This is a genomic window from Chitinilyticum aquatile DSM 21506, from assembly GCF_000430805.1.
GTDB classification, from domain to species: Bacteria; Pseudomonadota; Gammaproteobacteria; order Burkholderiales; family Chitinibacteraceae; genus Chitinilyticum; species Chitinilyticum aquatile.
In genome coordinates this window covers 167,065-185,025 of sequence record NZ_KE387259.1, presented here as the reverse complement: position 1 = coordinate 185,025, position 17,961 = coordinate 167,065, and the positions used below count along the sequence as shown (strand labels likewise).

General features: G+C 61.1%; 18 protein-coding genes and 1 riboswitch. Of the genes, 4 read left to right on the top strand and 14 right to left on the bottom strand.

Features of this window, described 5'->3' with window-relative positions; all coding sequences use genetic code 11:
* Positions 1 to 63: 63 nt before the first annotated feature.
* A riboswitch (glycine riboswitch) is annotated at positions 64 to 154 on the bottom strand.
* 122 nt (positions 155 to 276) lie between these two features.
* A complete protein-coding gene (locus H559_RS20555; RefSeq protein ID WP_245579385.1) occupies positions 277 to 891 on the top strand; it encodes a CoA pyrophosphatase in 615 nt (204 codons plus the stop codon).
* A gap of 44 nt (positions 892 to 935) precedes the next feature.
* Here H559_RS20555 and H559_RS0114100 read toward each other — a convergent pair whose 3' ends face one another.
* From H559_RS0114100 to H559_RS0114060, 9 genes are all read right to left on the bottom strand, one after another.
* Positions 936 to 1,184 (bottom strand): hypothetical protein, encoded by a 249-nt coding sequence (locus H559_RS0114100; protein ID WP_211230951.1) that lies wholly within the window; start codon positions 1,182 to 1,184, stop codon positions 936 to 938.
* 109 nt (positions 1,185 to 1,293) lie between these two features.
* A complete protein-coding gene (locus H559_RS0114095) occupies positions 1,294 to 1,827 on the bottom strand; it encodes an SEL1-like repeat protein (RefSeq protein WP_028453200.1) in 534 nt (177 codons plus the stop codon).
* Positions 1,828 to 1,915: 88 nt separating this feature from the next.
* Positions 1,916 to 2,680: a hypothetical protein gene (locus tag H559_RS0114090; RefSeq protein WP_034641456.1), complete on the bottom strand. Its 765-nt coding sequence runs from the start codon at positions 2,678 to 2,680 to the stop codon at positions 1,916 to 1,918.
* A 188-nt stretch (positions 2,681 to 2,868) separates the two neighbouring features.
* Positions 2,869 to 3,678, bottom strand: a complete 810-nt coding sequence (locus H559_RS0114085; RefSeq protein ID WP_034641454.1) for a hypothetical protein — start codon at positions 3,676 to 3,678, stop codon at positions 2,869 to 2,871.
* A gap of 14 nt (positions 3,679 to 3,692) precedes the next feature.
* Positions 3,693 to 4,406 (bottom strand): hypothetical protein, encoded by a 714-nt coding sequence (locus H559_RS0114080; RefSeq protein WP_028453197.1) that lies wholly within the window; start codon positions 4,404 to 4,406, stop codon positions 3,693 to 3,695.
* Positions 4,407 to 4,414: 8 nt separating this feature from the next.
* Entirely contained in the window at positions 4,415 to 4,912 is a 498-nt protein-coding gene (locus H559_RS0114075; protein ID WP_155845442.1) for a type III secretion system chaperone family protein, read from the bottom strand.
* Between the two features lie 237 nt (positions 4,913 to 5,149).
* Positions 5,150 to 5,818, bottom strand: a complete 669-nt coding sequence (locus H559_RS21895; protein WP_028453195.1) for a hypothetical protein — start codon at positions 5,816 to 5,818, stop codon at positions 5,150 to 5,152.
* Between the two features lie 83 nt (positions 5,819 to 5,901).
* On the bottom strand, positions 5,902 to 6,327 hold the full coding sequence (locus H559_RS20545; protein ID WP_051279511.1) for a hypothetical protein: 426 nt from the start codon (positions 6,325 to 6,327) through the stop codon (positions 5,902 to 5,904).
* A gap of 99 nt (positions 6,328 to 6,426) precedes the next feature.
* The gene (locus H559_RS0114060; RefSeq protein WP_028453194.1) at positions 6,427 to 8,478 is read right to left on the bottom strand and encodes a M3 family metallopeptidase; all 2,052 of its coding nucleotides are present in this window, start codon (positions 8,476 to 8,478) and stop codon (positions 6,427 to 6,429) included.
* A gap of 116 nt (positions 8,479 to 8,594) precedes the next feature.
* Here H559_RS0114060 and H559_RS0114055 point away from each other — a divergent pair, with 116 nt between their 5' ends.
* Together H559_RS0114055 and H559_RS0114050 are read left to right on the top strand one after the other, a co-directional pair.
* The gene (locus tag H559_RS0114055; RefSeq protein ID WP_028453193.1) at positions 8,595 to 9,692 is read left to right on the top strand and encodes a hypothetical protein; all 1,098 of its coding nucleotides are present in this window, start codon (positions 8,595 to 8,597) and stop codon (positions 9,690 to 9,692) included.
* Positions 9,689 to 10,810 carry a hypothetical protein gene (locus tag H559_RS0114050; protein WP_155845441.1) on the top strand — a complete coding sequence of 374 codons (1,122 nt, stop codon included), beginning with the start codon at positions 9,689 to 9,691 and terminating at the stop codon, positions 10,808 to 10,810. The genes H559_RS0114055 and H559_RS0114050 overlap by 4 nt, the downstream gene beginning before the upstream one ends.
* A 77-nt stretch (positions 10,811 to 10,887) precedes the next feature.
* Here H559_RS0114050 and H559_RS0114045 read toward each other — a convergent pair whose 3' ends face one another.
* The 3 genes from H559_RS0114045 to H559_RS20540 form a co-directional block, all read right to left on the bottom strand.
* On the bottom strand, positions 10,888 to 11,454 hold the full coding sequence (locus H559_RS0114045; protein WP_028453191.1) for a hypothetical protein: 567 nt from the start codon (positions 11,452 to 11,454) through the stop codon (positions 10,888 to 10,890).
* Positions 11,454 to 12,524, bottom strand: a complete 1,071-nt coding sequence (locus tag H559_RS0114040; RefSeq protein ID WP_028453190.1) for a DUF3829 domain-containing protein — start codon at positions 12,522 to 12,524, stop codon at positions 11,454 to 11,456. Before H559_RS0114040 ends, H559_RS0114045 begins: the two co-directional genes overlap by 1 nt.
* A 122-nt stretch (positions 12,525 to 12,646) precedes the next feature.
* Positions 12,647 to 14,185, bottom strand: a complete 1,539-nt coding sequence (locus H559_RS20540) for an alpha/beta hydrolase (protein ID WP_051279509.1) — start codon at positions 14,183 to 14,185, stop codon at positions 12,647 to 12,649.
* A gap of 713 nt (positions 14,186 to 14,898) precedes the next feature.
* Here H559_RS20540 and H559_RS0114020 point away from each other — a divergent pair.
* On the top strand, positions 14,899 to 15,432 hold the full coding sequence (locus H559_RS0114020) for a gamma carbonic anhydrase family protein (RefSeq protein WP_028453188.1): 534 nt from the start codon (positions 14,899 to 14,901) through the stop codon (positions 15,430 to 15,432).
* Positions 15,433 to 15,545: 113 nt separating this feature from the next.
* Here H559_RS0114020 and H559_RS0114015 read toward each other — a convergent pair whose 3' ends face one another.
* Positions 15,546 to 16,811 carry an extracellular solute-binding protein gene (locus tag H559_RS0114015; protein WP_034641451.1) on the bottom strand — a complete coding sequence of 422 codons (1,266 nt, stop codon included), beginning with the start codon at positions 16,809 to 16,811 and terminating at the stop codon, positions 15,546 to 15,548.
* A 230-nt stretch (positions 16,812 to 17,041) separates the two neighbouring features.
* Positions 17,042 to 17,869 carry a DUF3025 domain-containing protein gene (locus H559_RS20535; RefSeq protein WP_051279507.1) on the bottom strand — a complete coding sequence of 276 codons (828 nt, stop codon included), beginning with the start codon at positions 17,867 to 17,869 and terminating at the stop codon, positions 17,042 to 17,044.
* Positions 17,870 to 17,961: the final 92 nt, after the last annotated feature.

Sequence of the window (17,961 nt, the reverse complement as noted above, 5' to 3'; positions counted from 1 at the left end):
CCGTTAGCCCCTTCGGCGGGTGCGCCACTGTGCATGCAGGACGCGCCACTCTCCAGAGTGTTGGTGCTGAATGCAGTCCGTTTACCTGAGCGATTCCGGGTGTGTTGCGCCTTCGGTGGCGGCCTGATGTACCGCGCTCTCCTGCATCCAGCGGGGATTATCGTGAAGGGCGGTGCGGCAGGCAAGCGCCAAATCGATTCAGCCTGCCCTGCGGTTTTTCGCCGTGCTGCGCTAGACTGGGGAATTATTCTCCATCGCAGGATTGATAGACCGGTGATGCCTTCTGCCGCAATGAATGCCAGCATGCTGGAAAGCTGGTTTGCCCATGGCCTGCAGCATGGTCCGCGCGAGGTGCGCGGCGACTGGCAGCTGCGCCACGCCACCCGCCAGGCAGCGGTGCTGGTGGCTGTTGTGCCGCGCAGCGAACCCATGCTGCTGCTGACGCGCCGGGCCGAGCATCTGCCCAAGCATCCCGGCCAGATCGCCTTTCCCGGTGGTGCCGTCGATGCGGATGATGCCGATCTCGTCACGACGGCCCTGCGCGAGGCGCGGGAAGAAATCGCCCTTGATTCTGCTCTGGTGCGCCCGCTGGGGCTGCTGCCCGGCTACATCACGATCACGCAGTTCCATGTCACGCCGGTGCTGGCGCTGCTCGACACGGCGTATCGCGCCGAGGCCTGCCCTGATGAAGTGGCCGAGGTGTTCGAGTTGCCGCTGCTGGCGCTGCTGGATACGTCACGCTATGAGTGGCGGCGCGTCGAGCGCAATGGCAAGGCGGGGATGAGCCTCTTTATCGAGTGCGACGGGCGCACCGTGTGGGGCGCAACGGCAGGAATGCTGCTGCAGCTGGCGGTGCTGCTGGGGCAGAAGGATGTGCCGCCGGCAGCCTGACCAGACATGCGGGTTCCTGCGGCTTCAACCTTCAAATGGCAAGGCTACTTGGCATCAGCGCGCGGCTGCCGGCAGTAGGCGTCGACGGCCTCGCTGGCGAGACCTTTCTCGCTGGCCAGCTCCCAGGGCCGCACGCATTTTCCTTCGTGCTCGCACCAGCTATAGCCAGCCGAACCGATGCAGCCATGCTTATCGCGGTCACTGCCCGGCAGTGGCGGTTTGGCAGGGTTGCTGCAGGCGGCAAGAGCCAGCAGCGCAGTCATTGCCAGAACGGCGGAGGTCATTTTACGCATGGCGTTTCCTTGTGCAGGTTTGATAGGGTGATAGGTATGAGTCTGAAGCCATTTCGTCGCAAGGGCTGTGTAGTAATACATTAAATAATTATCTGTCGGGGTAGCTGGTTTACTTCACGCTGGCCGGCAGATAGGGGCGCAGGGCCGGGCGGACGCCTTCCTGTCGGATGCGGGCAATCAGCGCCTTGCCGGCATTCTTCTCTTCGTCGCTGGCTTGCCATTCCAGCGCATCGCGCAGGCTGGTCGAATAATCTTCACGCAAGGGGACGGTATTGACCAGCGCCCAGGCGACGGCCCAGTTCTTTTTGATGGGCGGCCGGCCTTCATTGAAGAAGTGGGCCAGTTGCATGAAGCCTTGTGACTCCTGCCTTTCCGCCGCATCCAGATACAGGCCCAGCGCCTTGTTCATGTCCACCTTGCCGGTTTCGCCGTGCTCGTACATCTGGCCGAGATGGGCCATTGCCAGCGCATTGCCCTTGGCCACTCCCGCCTGGAAATACTTGAAGGCCTTGGCCGTGTTTTCTTCCTTGAAATAGGCATGGATACCTTTTTCCACCTCGGCATCACCGGGGGCGGCCTGCGCCGTAGCGGCCAGCAACAGGGTGGCAAGCAGACAAAGTGCAGTGCGATGCAGTGAGGTCATGATTTCAGTTCCTGTGAAGCGGCCGCTTCTGTGTATTGGCAAGGCAGTTGTTTTTGACTGGTGCTGGCCATTTCTGGCCGTGCACGCTTTATCCGTCCGTATATTTCAGCACCAGCAGTTGCCTCCCGTCGATGTGCGGGGCGAACCAGTAGCGCAGCGCATCGTCGCCATAGAGCTGAGCCAGCACGTCGCACAGGCTGGCCAGTGCGTTTGCATCCAGCCTGCGGTCTGGCAGGAAGGCCACCAGCGCGGCGCCGAGGCCGCAGAGCCGGTAGCCGAATTCGTCTTCCAGATGTCGCGCCAAGGCGTAGAGAGCTGCCGGGCCCAGATCGCAGGCGAAGTAGCCGTTCGGAAAGGCAAACAGCGTATCGCAGGCACGCGCTACGGGCACTTGCAGCAGATAGCAGACATCATCCAGTACGGTGCCCAAATCGGCGCAGGCGGCACCCAGCAGGCAGCGGTCGTCATCGTTCAGGCTCAGGCCACAGGCAAAGGCGTCTTCCAGCCGGGCCGATGCCATCAGCTGGCGGCAATTGCGCTCGCGGATGAAAAATTCAGCCGGGTGCATCATGGCGCCGTAATACTCGCCGTCATCAAAACAGCTGGCTGGCAGGACGGACAGATCCAGCCCGTGCGCATTATCCAGATCCAGTGACGATCGGCAGTGCATCGAGGTGTAGAGGGCCTGGCCCAGATCGTCCAGCGTGAAGAGAAAGCGGCTGTGCGGGTGTGCCGCCGACATCTCGCCGTAGATGGCCATCAAACTGTCGTTATCCACGAGGCCGCTTAGGCGGTAGCTGGGGCAGGGAAAGCGGCTGCTGGATAGTGCGACAGGTTCAAGGAGTGCTTGCATGGGTATTGGCGGGCAAAGCTCTGTGATCATTGGCTGTGATGGTATGGGGTGTTGTGTATATTGGTATCAGAGAGGATGTATGTTTTGCCGCAGTGGTCTCTTGTCGTGGGGATTGGCCGTGACGAATTGCAGCAAATTCAGCCACGCACAGAGTTTGGGACATTGCCATGTCAGGACGGCGATTTGGGTTAAGCACTTGGCTGGGTGTGCGTAAGCCATTGGCTTGCCAGCATTTCGACCCAGTCGTGCCAACCGGCAACTCCTTCGATTTGCAGCAGGTAGTCCGTCTGTTGGCCACCGTAGCTGCCTGTCCAGCGATATACAGGGTGAGGCTTCAGACGCGGATTGCAGTGGCTGCCCGCGAAGACCAGTAATTGTCCTGTTTCGCGGTGGCAGAGCACTTCGCTGCCATCGGCCGCGTGAGCCAATACCAGCCAGCTGCCATCGTCAAAGCTGGTGTAGTTGTGCACGCGTTCACCGTCATTGCTTTGTGGATCTTGCGTTGCATGGGCGTAGTCATAATCTTCAACCCAGAGCAGCGTGTCGAGCGGGGTGTCCGACGCAAAAAAGACGAAATCCTGATTCAGTGCGAAATTGTCTGCCGGGCTGGAGTCGAGCTCGCCCGCGTTGATGATGCCAGGGCACAAACAGATTCCACCGACTACCTCTAGCAGCAGTTGCTGTTCGGGATGGAGCTGACCTGTCTCGAGAAGCGCAATATCCTGTGGCGGGCAGCACGTCCAGCATACCCAGGCCCCGCTGTGCGTTGTCCATGCCAGTAGCCTGATCTCTTTGTGCAGGTCATCCAGCACAAAATCCGTTACGCGCGCCCGATCCAGCAATTCGGCCAACCGGGGAAAGCGGCTGGCGAAATCCGGCGGATAGGGCAAGCCCTGACTCAGGCTGGGGCGCATGTCTTCCAGCGAGTAGCCGTGCAGTTTTTCGCGCTGGCGAAAAATTGCGAGATCCGGAAAATTGCCCCACAAGAGATTATCCAAGCTCAGCCTCCGGTTTATGACCAGTTGAACGTTTGCAGCGCAATGCGCAGGCCCGGGTGATAGAAGAGCAGAATCAGCGTCCCGTAGTCACCGTAATGGCTGGCATCGACGCTGCAGACGAACTGGAAGCGTTCACCGTCCGGTGTCATCGGATACACATCATCACGGTCGTCGATATTCACCGGGACTGCTTCGCGCCGGCCCATGCAGCACCAGTTGTCGTAGGCCGCCGTGCCGCCCAGTTGCTCGACGAGCGGGAAGGGCTCGTCCGACCACGGGCAGGGCAGACAGCCCTTGGCCAGATATTTGGCTTTGCGGTCTTGGTAGCCCCGCTCGGTTTTGGCGTAGTGGTGGGCCAGTTGCTGCTGGAAATTGCGCAAGCTCGCCTGCCCGGTATCGCCGGTGCTCAAATCGCACTCCAGCAGGAAATAGCGCCAGTCACCCAGCCAGTGATAGCGCTGCGCGTCATCAACGCGAAATGCCAGCCAGTTGTTCTGCACGTAACCGCCGTGATACTCGCCAGTCTGATCACCCACCTGGCCATCCAGAGGTTCATACGGATTGACTACGTGCAGCCAGCCTTGCCAGCCTGGATTGACCGCCGAAAGATCGACCGAGACGAGCGGCATCAGATGCTGGCGTTGTCGCGCCACTGGCTCGGCAAAGACCTGCTCGTCGGGCGGATAGATGCGCAGAAAAGGCAGTGGGTGGCGGATGTGCTCGATCATGGTGCGGCTTACTCTTTGGGCTGGATGGTTGTCACCACCCAGTTGGCATCCTTCAGCTCGTTATTCCAGTGCCAGACCAGTGTGCTGATGTCGTCCGGCCCCATCATGGTGTAGAGCGGGAAGTAGGCCTGCAGCACCGGGCGTTGCTGCTTGTCCAGCTGCATGCGGCCATAGCGGCCCTTGAGCAGGTTGTGTTCGTTGACCACGTTCAGCGTTACCGCTTTGCTGGCTGGCCAGCGGGCGGTAAATTCCGCCTGCTTGCAATATTGCTGCGCCTTGCAGCCGCGCAGCGTGATCTGATAGGGCATGCTTTTGCGGTTGACCAGAATGACCGGTTGCCCCTGCGCGTCTTCTTCCTGCGTAACCGCGTCCTTGTCGGGGCCAATCGCCCGCTCGATGGCCTCGGCCATGAACATGCGCGGCGTGATGCCGGCGGCTTCTTCGGTCTGAGCCAGGCCGGGCAGGATGGTGAGGGTGCAGAAGGAGGTGATGAGGACTGATCGCATGAACGAACCTTGGCAGTCGTGCAGAAAGGCGCCACTGGCGTAGCTGGGTACGGGCAAGGCTGCAGCTTATACCTTGGTTGGTAAATGCTGACAAGATTTGTTGGTTTTGTGCGCAGTGGTATACCGCTACCCTGTGTGAGCTAGGTCACAGGCGGCTACGCCGCGCACTGGAAAAGGCAGGGGGGCACTTGACCGTTGCCGCCAAGGCGCGACATGTATCTGGCGGGGGTAACTTTCTCAGCTAAGCCCCAGATCTTTCACAAAATGCGAATCCGGATGAATGTTGGCAAGCGGAATGCCGAGCTGCACACTGGTGAGCTGGATGACGCGCTGCAGGATTTCGTCGTCGCTTCGTTGCCAGGGTTGAGCGTGTGCCAAATGGGGCAGCAGGTCGCGTAATTTTGTGATGCCATTGGGAAGCGCACTGGCGAGTTTGGTTGAGAGCCAAGCGATACACCATCCTCCCGGAACAAGGGCAATCAGGATGCTGATGCCTGGACTCAATCCAAACCAGCTCAATAAGGCGATGCCGCCCAGCCAGCCTGCGACGAGCAGCAGCCGAACCAGATTGGTGCAGCGCAAATTCGGCATGTCGTGCCGGCCGATGGCGGTTTTGAGTTGCCGCCAGTGCTGTCGCAGCGATGGCGGCAGCACCGAGCGGATGGCGGTGTCTGGTGTGATGCTGCGGCGGGCGATGCCGTACTCGGCCTGCAGCCAGGAGCGCAAACGGTAGAATTGCGCCTGATTGATGCAAGCTGGAGGCTGAGTGTTCGCCGTGGTCAGCTGAGCGGCCACGGCATCGGCCAGCTGGCGTGGCGTGGTGATGCTGCTTGCGACATCGTCAGCAATCACGATGCCGAACTCGTCTTCGACAGCGCAGAGCAATTCAACGGCATCCAGCCCCATGGCCTGTTCCTGTATCCAGTTTTACTGACAAATCCCGATGAGCCGCGCCCTCAGGCGGATGCTGTGCCGTCGAACAAGCTGCTTCATGGCGATTCGCACAGTCGGTGTAGAGGCTCAGCCGCAATGATCTGCCGGATTTGCCCAAACAGGCTTTTCACCGCAGGCTGCGTATCCGGTTTGCGCCATAACTTCCGCAGCAGGGGGATTTCCGCTTCGACAAAACAGGACCAGACGATCTGGTCCTGTTTTGATGGAGTGCCGGAGCCTCCTGCCTCGTTAATATCAAGAACATTGCTGCAGCCGACCCATAGCAGAAACGGCTGGCGCTGAACCACGATACACCAGCCCCAGTCTTCCGCAATGACCTCTGCCGCTGGCCAGCTCTGCTGCAATTGCCCCGCTAGCCAGTGCGCAAGTTGTCGACCATAACAGCCGGGATTGGTCTGCTGGTCTTCATCGGGCTCGATGGTAAACATGCTGGACTGCAGCCAGAGCTGTGTAGTCGTCATGCGCATCTCCTTGCTCGGGTGTCCAACTACTCTAAGGCTTGAGCCTGGAAATGAAAACAGGCAGCGTTGGCTGCCTGTTTTCGTTGCATAAGTCTCGGACTACTTCGCCAGCCCCGTGTGGCGCAGCAGCGCATCGATCTGCGGTTTGCGGCCACGGAAGGCTACGAAGTTGGCGAGCGCGTCACGCTCGCCGCCACGCGCCAGAATTTCGCTGCGCAGCTTCGCACCGACCTTCGGGTTCACAATCGGCTCGCCGGCTGCGGCGGCTTCCTCGAAGGCCGCATAGGCATCGGCACTGAGTACTTCGGCCCACTTGTAGCTGAAGTAGCCCGCCGCGTAGCCGCCGGCGAAAATGTGGCTGAACGATTGCGGGAAGCGGTTGTAGTCCGGTGGTAGCGGGATGCCGAGCTCCAGCTGGATTTCGCGCGCGAGTTCGACCACGTTCTGCGCGGGCAGGCGCTGGTGCAGCTCCATGTCGAAGATCGAGAAGTACAGCTGGCGCTGCATGAAGCTGCCGGACTGGAAGTTCTTGGCGGCCAGCATCTTGTCGAACAGTGGACGCGGCAGGGATGCGCCGCTGTCGATGTGGTGCGTGAGCTGTGGTAGCACCTGCCATTCCCAGCAGAAGTTTTCCATGAACTGGCTGGGCAGCTCGACAGCGTCCCACTCGACGCCGTTGATGCCGGACACGCTGAGTTCGTCGACTTCGGTCAGCAGGTGGTGCAGCGCGTGGCCCATTTCGTGGAACAGGGTGATCACGTCGTCATGCGGGAACAGCGCAGGCTTGCCGTCGATGCCCTTGGCGAAATTGCAGACGATCAGCGCGATTGGCGTTTGCACGCGGCCGTCGTCGAATTTGTGGCGGCCGCGCACGTCGTTCATCCACGCGCCGCCTTTCTTGCCTTCGCGCGCGTAGAGGTCCATGTAGATGCCGCCGACTGGACTGCCATCAAGGTTTTCCAGCCGGTAGTAGCGCACGTCCGGATGCCAGACCGGTGCGTCTTCCTGCACGAAACGGATGCTGTAGAGCTGCTCGACCAGCTGGAAGAAACCAGCCAGTACCGTGGGCTCGGTGAAATACTGCTTCACTTCCTGCTCGGAAAACGCGTATTTCGCTTCGCGGATCTGTTCGGCGATAAAGGCCGAGTCCCAGGGCTGCAGCTGGTCGTAGCCCAATTTCTCTTTGGCCCAGGCTTCCATCTCGGCGCGGTCTTCCAGCATATAGGGCTTGGCGCGTACCGCCAGGTCGCGCAGGAAACCCAGCACTTCAGATGGCGTATCGGCCATCTTGGTCGCCAGCGATTCTTCACCGAAGGTGGCAAAACCGAGCAGCTGCGCGGCTTCCTGGCGCAGCTGGTGGATTTCATGAATCAGCGGCGTGTTGTCGCGCTCGGCCGGGCCGAATTCGGACGCACGCGTCACATAGGCCTGGTAGAGCTTTTCGCGCAGGTCGCGGCTGCTGGCGAATTGCTGGATGGGCAGGTAGGACGGCATCTTCAGCGTGATCTTGAAACCGCTCTTGCCCTCAGTCTCGGCGGCTGCCTTGAAACCTGCCAGGGTATCGGCCGGTACGCCATCAAGTTCGCTGGCTTCATCGATATACAGCGCATAGTCGTCGGTAGCATCCATCACGTTCTGCGCAAAGCGGGTGGTCAGCTCGGCCAGCTTTTCGGCGATCTCGGCATAGCGCTGCTTTTGCGCGTCCGGCAGCTCGGCACCGGAGAGTTTGAAGTCGCGCACCGCGTGTTCGACGATGGTCTTGCGAGCCTGCGAATAACCGGCAAATTCACCGCTGGCCAAGAGCGCCTTGTAGCCGGCGTAGAGCTTTTCGTTCTGGCCCAGCTCGGTGTAGAAGTTGGAAATGCGCGGAATGTTGGCGTTGTAGACCTCGCGCAGCTCCGGGCTGGAAACCACTGATTCCAGATGCGCGACCACGCCCCAGGCGCGGCCGAGCTGTTCCATGGCGTCGTGGCCGGGGGCGACAAAGGTGTCCCAGCGGATATCGCCGGAATCGACGACGGATTCGCTGTGTTTGACGGCGGTTTCCGCAGCGGCCAGCAGCTCGTCCAGTGCCGGGTTGACGTGTTCGGGTTTGACCTCGGCGTAGCGCGGCAGGCCGGAAAAATCGAGAAGCGGGTTGGCAGTGCTCATGGCGGGTAACTCGGCAGCTTGGGTGATCTTGATTACATGGGGCTGGTGGCAGCAAAAACAAGCGCACCGCTAATGGCATAATCGACAGCCCGAATCACGATCCTGTACGGAAGCGCATGCCCGCCAAAAAGCGCACCAAGCCCCCGCAACCCGCTCTTGTGGCCGGCACCCTGCAGCTGCAGCCCGTCACTCCCGCCAGCGAGCGGCTGGAAAAGCTGCTGGGCACAGCCTTGCTGGTGTTCGTGCTGATTGCGCTCAATGGGGTAATGCTGTGGCTGCTTGGTGACCGGGTGCTGCCTTCTTTCGGGCGGCCGTGGTGGCTGTGGCTGGGCGGCGGCACGGCTGGTGCCGGGTTGCTGTTCTGGCTGGCGCCCCGCATTGAAGATACCCCGCTGGTGTATACGTCCACAGCCCTTCAATTGGGCGATTGCAGCCCGATACCCTGGGGTGATGTCCGGCTACGCTGGCGTTTGACCAATGCTGTTGGTGCTCCGACCCGTCGTGCGGCAACGGTGCGGCAGGCGCGGCTCTGGCTGCGGCTCCCCGGCGAGCCCGAGCGGCAGTTCCGCCTGGATCGGAACAGCAATCCGGATCTGCTGGCGCACTTGGCGGCCCTGCAGCGACTGCTGCCGGCCGGTGCGTTTGCCAGCCGCCAGTTTGACTGGCCCCTGCCGGGCGGCGTGCAGGCAGGGGGCTGGCGCCGCTGGCAAAGCTGGCTACCGTGGGAGCGCGGTGCGCGCTGGCACCCGATCGCCGAGCGAGCACCGGAGGGGGCGGGCAGGCGTTCTTTGGCGGCCTTCGTCCTGAGCTTGCTGCTGTGTTTTGCGGGGATGTTTGTTCTGCAGGCGCTGGGGCCTGCGGTTCCCGACTGGCTGGCTGTATCGTTACTGATGCTGTGCATGCTTGCGGGCGTGGGGGTGATGATCGTGCAGCAAAACGACACGGTCGATTTTGACGAGGCGGGCTTTAGCAGTCGCGTGTATGGCCGGGTGAGCTGGCAGGACATCCGCGCGGTGGATGCGGAGGTGACCGATCTTTCGCAGGGGGCTGATCAGTACAGCGTGCTGCTGCACTTTCATGATGCCAGTCGCGCGCCGCTGCGCTGGTCGTGGCCTGAGCTGCTGATTGGCAGCCGGCGCGCGGCCGATCTGAGTGCGCTGTGCGAGGATGCGCTGCGGCGTTTTGGCAGGCCTGATTCAGGAAATAAGGCATGAGCAAGAGCAGGAGAAAACAGGCGCAGGGAAGCGATTTGCCTGGCGGGCACAGGGAAGGGCGGCTCAGTGTGCAGTGCATGACGCCACTGCAGCAGTTGCTGGATCAGTACTCGGTACTGGTGCTGATTGTGGGGCTGGTGCTGTTTTTGCCTGCGCTGATCTTCGTGATGATTGATGGCGGCTCGTATCTGCTTGGCGGTGGATCGCTGTTGAGCCTGCAGGGCGCGGCTGTACTGCTGCTGATCCCCCTGGCGTGGCTGCTGGTCGGCATTTATGGCTATCGGCATTCGCCACCCGAGCTGGCGTTGCGCTTCGATCACACAGGCTTGCGGCTGGAAAGTGGCGAGTCATGGTGCTGGGATGCGCTGACGCTGCGGGTCGAGTTGCAGATGATGGCGGGATTCGGCCATGCCCAGACCCGCAATCTGGCCGATGCCATTCAGGCCGTGCTCTACCTTGATGCGCCCGGCAAGCCGACACTGCGCATGCTGAGTTTTCCCGACCGTACGGGATGGGGTGATGACAGCGATCCCGGCGTTCACTTCCGCACCGAACTGGGCCGATTGCTGCACTATCTGCCCGCCGCCGCAAGTGCGCCGGTTTATCCAGCGCACGTCTGGCGCAAGGGCGCGGTGTTTTATCCGATGCAGGAACAGGGCGGGCTGTTTTTCTGGCTGCTGCTCGTGGGCCTGATGACGGCGGTGCCCGCTGCACTGCAGTTGCGTGATGCTGTGTGGCTGTTTCTGTTTGGCGTGATTTGCCTGCTGTACGCGGCCGGTCTGGCGATTGCCTATCTGGATCGTGTCGTGGTCAGCGCTGCCGGCATCCGCAGTCTGCGGCATGGCAGCTTGCGCTGGCAGCAGATCGAGTCGGTCGAACTGGAAACCGTTGCCGTGATGGGTTGGGCCGAACGGCGCACGCACGAAATCGGTCGCCAGCCGCGCGATATTCCCGAGGAAAGCTATGTGCAGACTCCCCTGCCTGCGGCATTCATCCTCTTTCAGGGGAGGAGCGCGCCCGCCCGGCGCTATGTCTGGAGCCATTGGCCCGGTGGCGGCCGTCGCGCCAGCCGCTTTGCTTTGCTGTGCGAAACCTGCCGCAGTCATGCCAGTCTTTGAGCTTTGAAGCAATCTGCATCGGTTCGCGCTCTGTTTCTGTATGCGCTGCCGGCGCAATCCAGAAGTGGCCTGAGCGATCAGGGCATGCCGTGCCTGATCCAGCTTTCGTAGTCCAGGTGCCAGCCAAACTGCTGGCTGAATGTGGCAAACAGCAGGCTCAGAACCGCAATCAGCAGGGCTAGCTGGCGCAGGCGGACTGCACCGGTTTGTGGCCAGAGTGCGGCCAGCCCGGCCAGACAGGCAATCTGGATCAGCAGGGGGAAGGGCAGGCTGCTGCGGGCGTCGGGGCGGGTAAACCATTCCCGCGTACCCAGTAGCCATGCCCCCAGCAGGATCAGGGTCAGGATGATTGCCAGAGCCTGCATCAACCGGTCCGCGAACGGCCACCATTCAGGCCTGGAGTTGGAGATTGCGCTGCGCCGTGTACGGTAGTGCCAGCCTAGCAACAGCAATACCAGCAGGCTGCCCAGCGCCGCACGGCAGCCCGTCGCGATGTGTGGCAGAGCATCGGGCCAGAACGCGGCCATCAGCAAGAAGGGCAGTTGCGGTGCGACCAGTCCCAGCAGGATCAGATGCGCAGCCAGCAGCAGGATTGCCTGGCTGCTGTGCCATATGGCAGCAGGCAGCGTGTGCTGCCGGTTCATCAGGAAACGATCTGGTTGTAGTGATTGATGATCGTGCCGCGAATCTGGTCCATACGCTCAAGATATTGCAACGCCTGTCCGGACTTGCCCAGTGAGCGTTCCAGCAGGCGTGCCTGCACGATCAGCATGCGGGTTTCGCGTGCCAGATTTTCCAGTTCGTACTGTTTCAGGTCTTCGGTTTTCAGCTGGGCCGGATCGTTGGCCATGGCTTCTGTCTGCGCGGCGAACTGCTCAAGCCGGTCGATTTGCTGGCTCAACTGCTCGCGGGGATGGCGGGCCAGCTGCCCCTTGTTGTGAAGATCAATCATCTGCTCGACCAGTGCGGTGGCGGCGTCGTGTGTTTCGAATACGCTCAGCAGTGCTTTTTGCCCGCTGCTTCTGAGCTCGGCCAGTTCTTGCTGGTGCATCTGCTCATAAACAATTTCGCGCTCGGCCGACAGCTTTGCGTTCAGGGCCGCCAGTGCCGCGTAGGCACTGAGGAAATCGCGGTGCAGTGTCTTGGCCTTAGCCAGATCATCGAGCTTGTAGGCTTCGCTCTTGTAGTAGTCGACCAGTTTGTTATGCGCCTGCGCCGCTGCCTGCAGGGCCGCTGGCAGCTGGCCGGCAATTTCGTCCGCCTTGGGGTAGGCCGGCTGCATGGCGCGTAGTGTTTTGATGGCTTCCGCATAGTTGCTCACGCTATCGCTGCTGATCGGGCTCATGACTTTCAGGCTGACGCTGATGCCATTGTTGGGCATGCTGAAAACCTTGCTGCGGATCGGTTCACCCTGTGCGTTGCTCATCTCGGCAATCGTGTCATTGCTTTGCTCGAGACGGCTCAGTGTATGGGTCAGGAAATGATTTTGCTGATTGCCATTGGCGTCGCCGGTGCTGATGCTGCCGGCGAGTTCGATGACAGAAAGATAGCCGTTCATCTTGTCGGCCGGATTGACCCGGGTTTGCTTCTGCACGGCCTGTCCGGCTTGCGTGACCGCACTGGCCGCGCTGCTGCTGGCTTGCTGCAGACGGTCGCAACCGCTGAGTGCTGTGCTGAGCGCCGTAATCAGAATTGCACTGGTTATCCCCTTCATGATTATTTCTCTGTGTGAAAGTAATGTGGCGCAATCCTAGCAGATTGCGTCCAGTGCGCGCCGGCGAGCAGAAGGCCGTTGTGCGCGGCTTCACTGCATGACGATGACTCTCCGGTCAGTGATTACTTGAGCGGCTGCGTCTGTGTTGGGGTCTGCTGCCCGGTCCGGGTTTTGGCTCCCGTTGCAGAATGCTGCGCGATGAATGACAGCGTTTCGTTTTCCACCAGCGTGTAGAAGGGGTTGTAGCGCAGGCGAAGCAGATCGCCCGCGCCAATGGCAAGCACGCCGCGCTCGCCCACCAGGCGGCGGCTGAGGTTCAGTGGCGTGGTTTTGGCTGCGCCTTCCACCCCCAGCAGCGGATCGTCGGGCGGGAAGGGAAGCGATACATGGGCAAGCGCGAAGACACCTTCGGGCCAGACGTAATCGCTGAGCCGGTCTTCATGCACGAGGCTGCCGGCCGGATAGTCCTCGATCAGCAGCTCCTGGCTGCTGGTGTCGCGGCGATTGCTCAGCAAGAGCAGACGGTAGGGCCGTGTCGTGCTCTGGTCGGCCAGTGCGAGCGCCCACTGGCCAGGATCGTCGCGCAGTACCGGGCTCATTTCGATGTAGCGGTTGCGGTCGAACAGCATGAGCTGATGCCCCGGCGAGGCCAGCTGACTCATGAAGTCGGTCACGGCCGCTTGCGGAACGACCGTGTTGTCGACAGCTGAAATGAAGACGCTGGTCGGTGGCCAGTCCTGCAGTGGCGCCTGCTGGCGGATGCCGGCCTTGACCGCGCTGGTGAGTCGGTCGATCTGGACGGCGGCATTGAAGGGAAAGGAGTTGTACTTGTAGGGGTCGAACTCCGGCACGATGTCGCTCCACGCCGCAGCGCCGATGCCGCTGATCGGTGCCAGCAGCTTGACGAAGCTGGCATAGCCGGCAGCAGGCGTGACGCCAACGGCGGGTGAAATCAGCGTCATGCTCGCCAGTGGCGGCAAGGCCTCGCCGCGCAGCCTGGCCAGCTGGTATTCCAGCGCGAGAGTCGCACCGGTCGAATAGCCGACGAGGTGGACTGGCTGCCGGCGTGCGGCCAGATCGCGCATTGCCAGCCGCACTGCCGCTGCCGCGTCCTGCCAGGCAAATTGCGTGAGCGCCGCCGGTACGGTGCCGTGCCCCGGCAGGCGCAAGCCGACCACGTGGTAGCCCTGACGGTTGAGTGCCTGCGCCAGTGTGCGCAGGCTGTAGGGCGAATCGGACAGGCCGTGCAGCAGCAGTACCGCCGGTTTGGCGGCGTCGCCCGGCAGCTCGAAGGTGCGGTTCCAGTTCTGTGCGTAATCCAGCGGGTTGGCCAGCGAGCGCGGCGAGTAGCGGTTGATCAGGCGCTGCTCGTCAGCGGGTGTGCGCGCGACGACCTGGCTGGCCACGTCGGCAAGCAAGGCATCCTCGAGCTTGCGGTAATCGGCCAGTGTGCGGATATCCTGACGCTGCGCGGTAAATTCTCCGGGTGGGACATGCGTATGCCATAGCGAGAGTTCGGGCAGCTGCCGCAGCCACAGCACGGTGAGCGCGATCACCGGCAGCAGCGCACCCGCCAGCAGGATCATCACCAGGCGGACAGTGGGCAGGCGCAGCAGGTAGCGGATAGGGGTAAGCCGGAGTAGGTGATGGCGCAGGGACATGGCGGCAGCAGGTCAGGAATGATGCTGCGATATTACGGCAATCCGGCGGTCGGTTTTGTGCCTTTCTGTCACCGTGTTGACAAAGACCGACACCGGCGGCCGGATGCTGTTTTATGCGGCTGCAGCGGCATAGCCTCGGCTGGGGAGTCTTGTGCAATGGCGTCATGCAGCCTAGTCGCGCAGAAATGAATTTGCAGTCAGACGAAAAGGGTATGGGTTTCCTGATTATGTCTCTCTTTCAGATACTCTTTTTTCGTCATGCCCGCGAAGGCGGGCATCCAGAGCAAAGCCTGATTTCATACTGTCATCTGGATTCCCGCGTACGCGGGAATGACGATTCTGAAGCAGAGACATAATCAGGATGGGTTTTTGGTATGTGGCTGCATCCATTTCATGTGAAGGGTTGCAGCCATATACATTGCAATGTATTTAGTTCAGGCGAAAATGCCCGACAAGGCTAACCAGTTCCTGTGCCACTACGGTCAGATTGGCTGTGTGCCCCTGGTAGAGATTGGTGAGGATGTAGGCTTGGGCATTGCACCCTAAAACCGGGCACTGGCTGGACGAGCGCGCGCACTTCATGCCGAACCAAGCCCGGCGGCCCCGGTGTGATAGGCATGACTGAAGGGGCGCTCACGGCTGATCCCGGTCTTGCCGACAGGGCTTTCTGCTAAGCTCGTGCTTTGTGCTGGCCTAAAGGAGGGAGAAACAGGATGGCAATCGGCAAATTTGACGGCATTAGCCCGCAGCTGGGCGAAGGAGCCTGGGTGCACGAAGCCGGGCAGGTAATCGGCGATGTGAAGCTGGGCCGCAATGCTTCGGTGTGGCCGTGCGCGGTACTGCGCGGCGACGTGAACCACATCCATATCGGTGATGATTCGAATGTGCAGGACAATGCCGTGCTTCATGTCACGCACAAGCGCCCGGACGACCCGGCTGGCGCGCCACTGGTGATCGGCAATCGCGTGACCATTGGCCATGGCGTGATTCTGCATGGCTGCACGATTGAAGATGAAGTGCTGGTCGGGATGGGAACCATCATTCTGGACCGCGCCGTCATCCGCAAACGCGTGATGATCGGCGCCGGCTCGCTGGTACCGCCCGGCAAGGAACTGGAATCCGGCAAGCTCTACGTCGGCCGACCCGCCAAGGCCGTGCGTGATCTGACACCCGAGGAACTGGAAAGCTTCAACTATTCCGCCGCGCACTATGTCCGCCTGATGGCGAAATACCGTGATGCGATATAGTCAGGGTATGTGCCTGTAGCCATTTCGCGTGAATGGCTGTAAGTCAATACATTGGTGCGTATAAACGACAATGCCCTCGCAAGCGAGGGCATTGTCGTTCTGCCGTAGCAGGTTTACTTCTTGTTCATGTTGGCATTCCAGTAGGCCGCTGCGGTATCCAGTGCCTGCTTGGCGTCCTTGCGGCCGGTAACGGCAGATTCCACTTCTTCAATCAGCTTCTTGCGCAGCGGGTCGGGGTTGGCCACACCCAGCAGCGTGAGTGTACGCACGTTGTCGAGCGAGGCCGCACCGATCGCACGACCCTTTTCCAGTGCGCCGGCATTGGCTGGCAGCTTCTGGAAGAAGCCATCCTGCGTCGCCTGGCGCACCGACGGGAAGGTGCCACCAGTGGCCTTGGAGAATTCCAGCTGATTGGCGTCGTTGGTCAGGAACTTGGCGAACTTGGCGACTTCGGGAACGATGGCCGGATCGATGTTTTTCGGCACGACAAAGTTGAACAGCCAGCCGCCCTTCACCACACCGGTCGGGCCGGCGGTGGCCGGCATCACTTCAGTCACGGCATACACGGCCTTGCCTTCTTCCTTTACCGTTTTCAATGCGGTCGGCGAGGTCTCCAGCATGGCCAGCTTGCCGGCGTTGTACATCTTGATCGAATTGGCAAAATTGTCTTCGGCGAACAGGCCGTCCTTGGCCAGAGCGCCTGCCGCGTAGGCGGCTGCATACTTGCGGATCAGTTCGACATGCTTGGGCGAATTGAACACTGCGCGGCCATCTTGCACGATGGGCAGGCCTTCTGCCATGAACAGCCCGATGGGTTGACCCAGAGTCGGCGCCAGGCCCGGAATCTTGGTTTTGCTGGCGATGACGGTGGCTGCGGCGAGCTGTTCGTCCAGTGTGGTCAGGCGTTGTGCGGGGTTCAGTCCGGCCTGCTTGAAGATGGTGCTGTTGACGGCGAGCACTGATACCGCGTTGTACCAGGGGAAGGCGTAGGTTTTGCCGCCCTTGAAGGTCACGTCAGCCAGCGCACCGGCGGTGTATTTGTCGCGATCCGCACCCAGCATGTCATCAATCGGGCGGATGGCGTTGAACTGGGCAAAGTCATACGCCCATTCCACGTTGAAGTTGATCAGTGCCGGCGACTGGTTTACCGCGATGGCGGCAAAGGCCTTGCCGCGGATCTGGTCCCACGGGTAGTCCACCCAGACCACGTCGACATTCGGGTTCTCGGCTTCATATTTCTTTTCCAGCGTCTTGAAATAGGGCTCGAACTTCGGTGCGAGGCTCATGGTCCAGAATTCGATCTTGACCTTGGCATTGGCCGGGTTTGCCAGCAAGGCCAGCAGGGCTGTGGTACACAAGGCTTTCCACGGGTGTTTCATGCACATTCTCCGCATCGCGTGTTCGGTATCTGACATGCGCCAGCCGGTTTGCCGCCGGCCCGCGCTGGCCTGGCAGGCTGGTGCAATCCAGCCTGTGTTCCCTGCTGCACGGCCATGCCGGGCAACAGGATGAAAGCAAGTATCAGGGCTATCCAGCTCAGAGGGCTGGCATGCGGCGGGTTTGTCCCTGCGCACGTCGGGCCGGAACCCGGCTCTCGAGTACCACCCTGCTAAGCGATTACTAATGTTAATGCGTTTTGAGCTCTCGTGGTGTGACTGTGACGCTGCCGAGGGGGTTGCGGGCAGAAATGTGTCGTATCCGCGTAAAAAGCCGCATCCTGTTCCGGCCACCAGCCCGGAATTCCCAGCCAGGGCAGTACGGGCAACTGGCGTGGCGATTGCAGCCAGCCTGCGCTGATTGCCGTTGCCAGGGTGCGATCCAGTGCTGCCAGCTGGTGCTGCGAATCCTGATTGAAATACTCGGGTGGCACGAGCACCGGCACGCATTTGCCGGTGAGGCCGATGAAGGGATTCAGCAGGCTTTCCAGCGTGGCATGGCCGATCACGCAGGCACCCAGCCGCACGCTCCAGTGCTCAGCAGCAAAGAGTGCTTGCCAGTCATGGGCTGCCAGCGCATCCAGTAGCGCCGGGTCACTGCTGGTAATCAGCAGCCCGCATTCATCGAGCAGCGTGGCGGCATCGCGTACCGGTCCTCGCTGCGCCGGATTGCTGCTGCGTGTGATTTCCCGCTGATGCAGGGCATTGAATGCGAGTTTGCTGTGCGGAAAATGGTGCCAGATCAGTGCATTGAAGGCGTCATGCCAGTTGTCTGCGCGCGTTGCTACCGTGCCGTCGCGGGTGATGGCGGTTTCGTAGTAATCGCTAATGAGTTCGGGGGCGACGAAACGGACCGGGATGCCGCTGTCAAGCTGGCAAGGTGCTGCGCATGCAGCCCAGTCGGCATGATCGGGAAAGAGGCTGAACCGGGAGAGAAAGGGCCGGAACGGCGCGAACCCCGGATGGCTGAATGCCGGGTGTGGCCAGGGCAGGGACGGCATGAGGCGGAGTGGCTATCGGGAAGAGGGCGTAAGCGGCACTATAAAACAAATGCGCCGGCGAGTGCCGGCGCATTGCAAAACAGGCGGTGGTG

Excerpts from the sequence above, each read along its gene's own strand:
- H559_RS0114055 (WP_028453193.1), top strand. The coding sequence starts at position 8,595 with ATGCCCGCCAAAAAGCGCACCAAGCCCCCGCAACCCGCTCTTGTGGCC.
- H559_RS0114050 (WP_155845441.1), top strand. The coding sequence starts at position 9,689 with ATGAGCAAGAGCAGGAGAAAACAGGCGCAGGGAAGCGATTTGCCTGGC.
- H559_RS0114100 (WP_211230951.1), bottom strand. The coding sequence starts at position 1,184 with ATGCGTAAAATGACCTCCGCCGTTCTGGCAATGACTGCGCTGCTGGCT.
- H559_RS20555 (WP_245579385.1), top strand. The coding sequence starts at position 277 with ATGCCTTCTGCCGCAATGAATGCCAGCATGCTGGAAAGCTGGTTTGCC.
- H559_RS0114075 (WP_155845442.1), bottom strand. The coding sequence starts at position 4,912 with ATGCGATCAGTCCTCATCACCTCCTTCTGCACCCTCACCATCCTGCCC.
- H559_RS0114045 (WP_028453191.1), bottom strand. The coding sequence starts at position 11,454 with ATGAACCGGCAGCACACGCTGCCTGCTGCCATATGGCACAGCAGCCAG.
- H559_RS0114060 (WP_028453194.1), bottom strand. The coding sequence starts at position 8,478 with ATGAGCACTGCCAACCCGCTTCTCGATTTTTCCGGCCTGCCGCGCTAC.
- H559_RS0114080 (WP_028453197.1), bottom strand. The coding sequence starts at position 4,406 with ATGATCGAGCACATCCGCCACCCACTGCCTTTTCTGCGCATCTATCCG.
- H559_RS0114095 (WP_028453200.1), bottom strand. The coding sequence starts at position 1,827 with ATGACCTCACTGCATCGCACTGCACTTTGTCTGCTTGCCACCCTGTTG.
- H559_RS21895 (WP_028453195.1), bottom strand. The coding sequence starts at position 5,818 with ATGGGGCTGGATGCCGTTGAATTGCTCTGCGCTGTCGAAGACGAGTTC.
- H559_RS0114020 (WP_028453188.1), top strand. The coding sequence starts at position 14,899 with ATGGCAATCGGCAAATTTGACGGCATTAGCCCGCAGCTGGGCGAAGGA.
- H559_RS20540 (WP_051279509.1), bottom strand. The coding sequence starts at position 14,185 with ATGTCCCTGCGCCATCACCTACTCCGGCTTACCCCTATCCGCTACCTG.
- H559_RS0114040 (WP_028453190.1), bottom strand. The coding sequence starts at position 12,524 with ATGAAGGGGATAACCAGTGCAATTCTGATTACGGCGCTCAGCACAGCA.
- H559_RS20535 (WP_051279507.1), bottom strand. The coding sequence starts at position 17,869 with ATGCCGTCCCTGCCCTGGCCACACCCGGCATTCAGCCATCCGGGGTTC.
- H559_RS0114015 (WP_034641451.1), bottom strand. The coding sequence starts at position 16,811 with ATGAAACACCCGTGGAAAGCCTTGTGTACCACAGCCCTGCTGGCCTTG.
- H559_RS20545 (WP_051279511.1), bottom strand. The coding sequence starts at position 6,327 with ATGACGACTACACAGCTCTGGCTGCAGTCCAGCATGTTTACCATCGAG.
- H559_RS0114090 (WP_034641456.1), bottom strand. The coding sequence starts at position 2,680 with ATGCAAGCACTCCTTGAACCTGTCGCACTATCCAGCAGCCGCTTTCCC.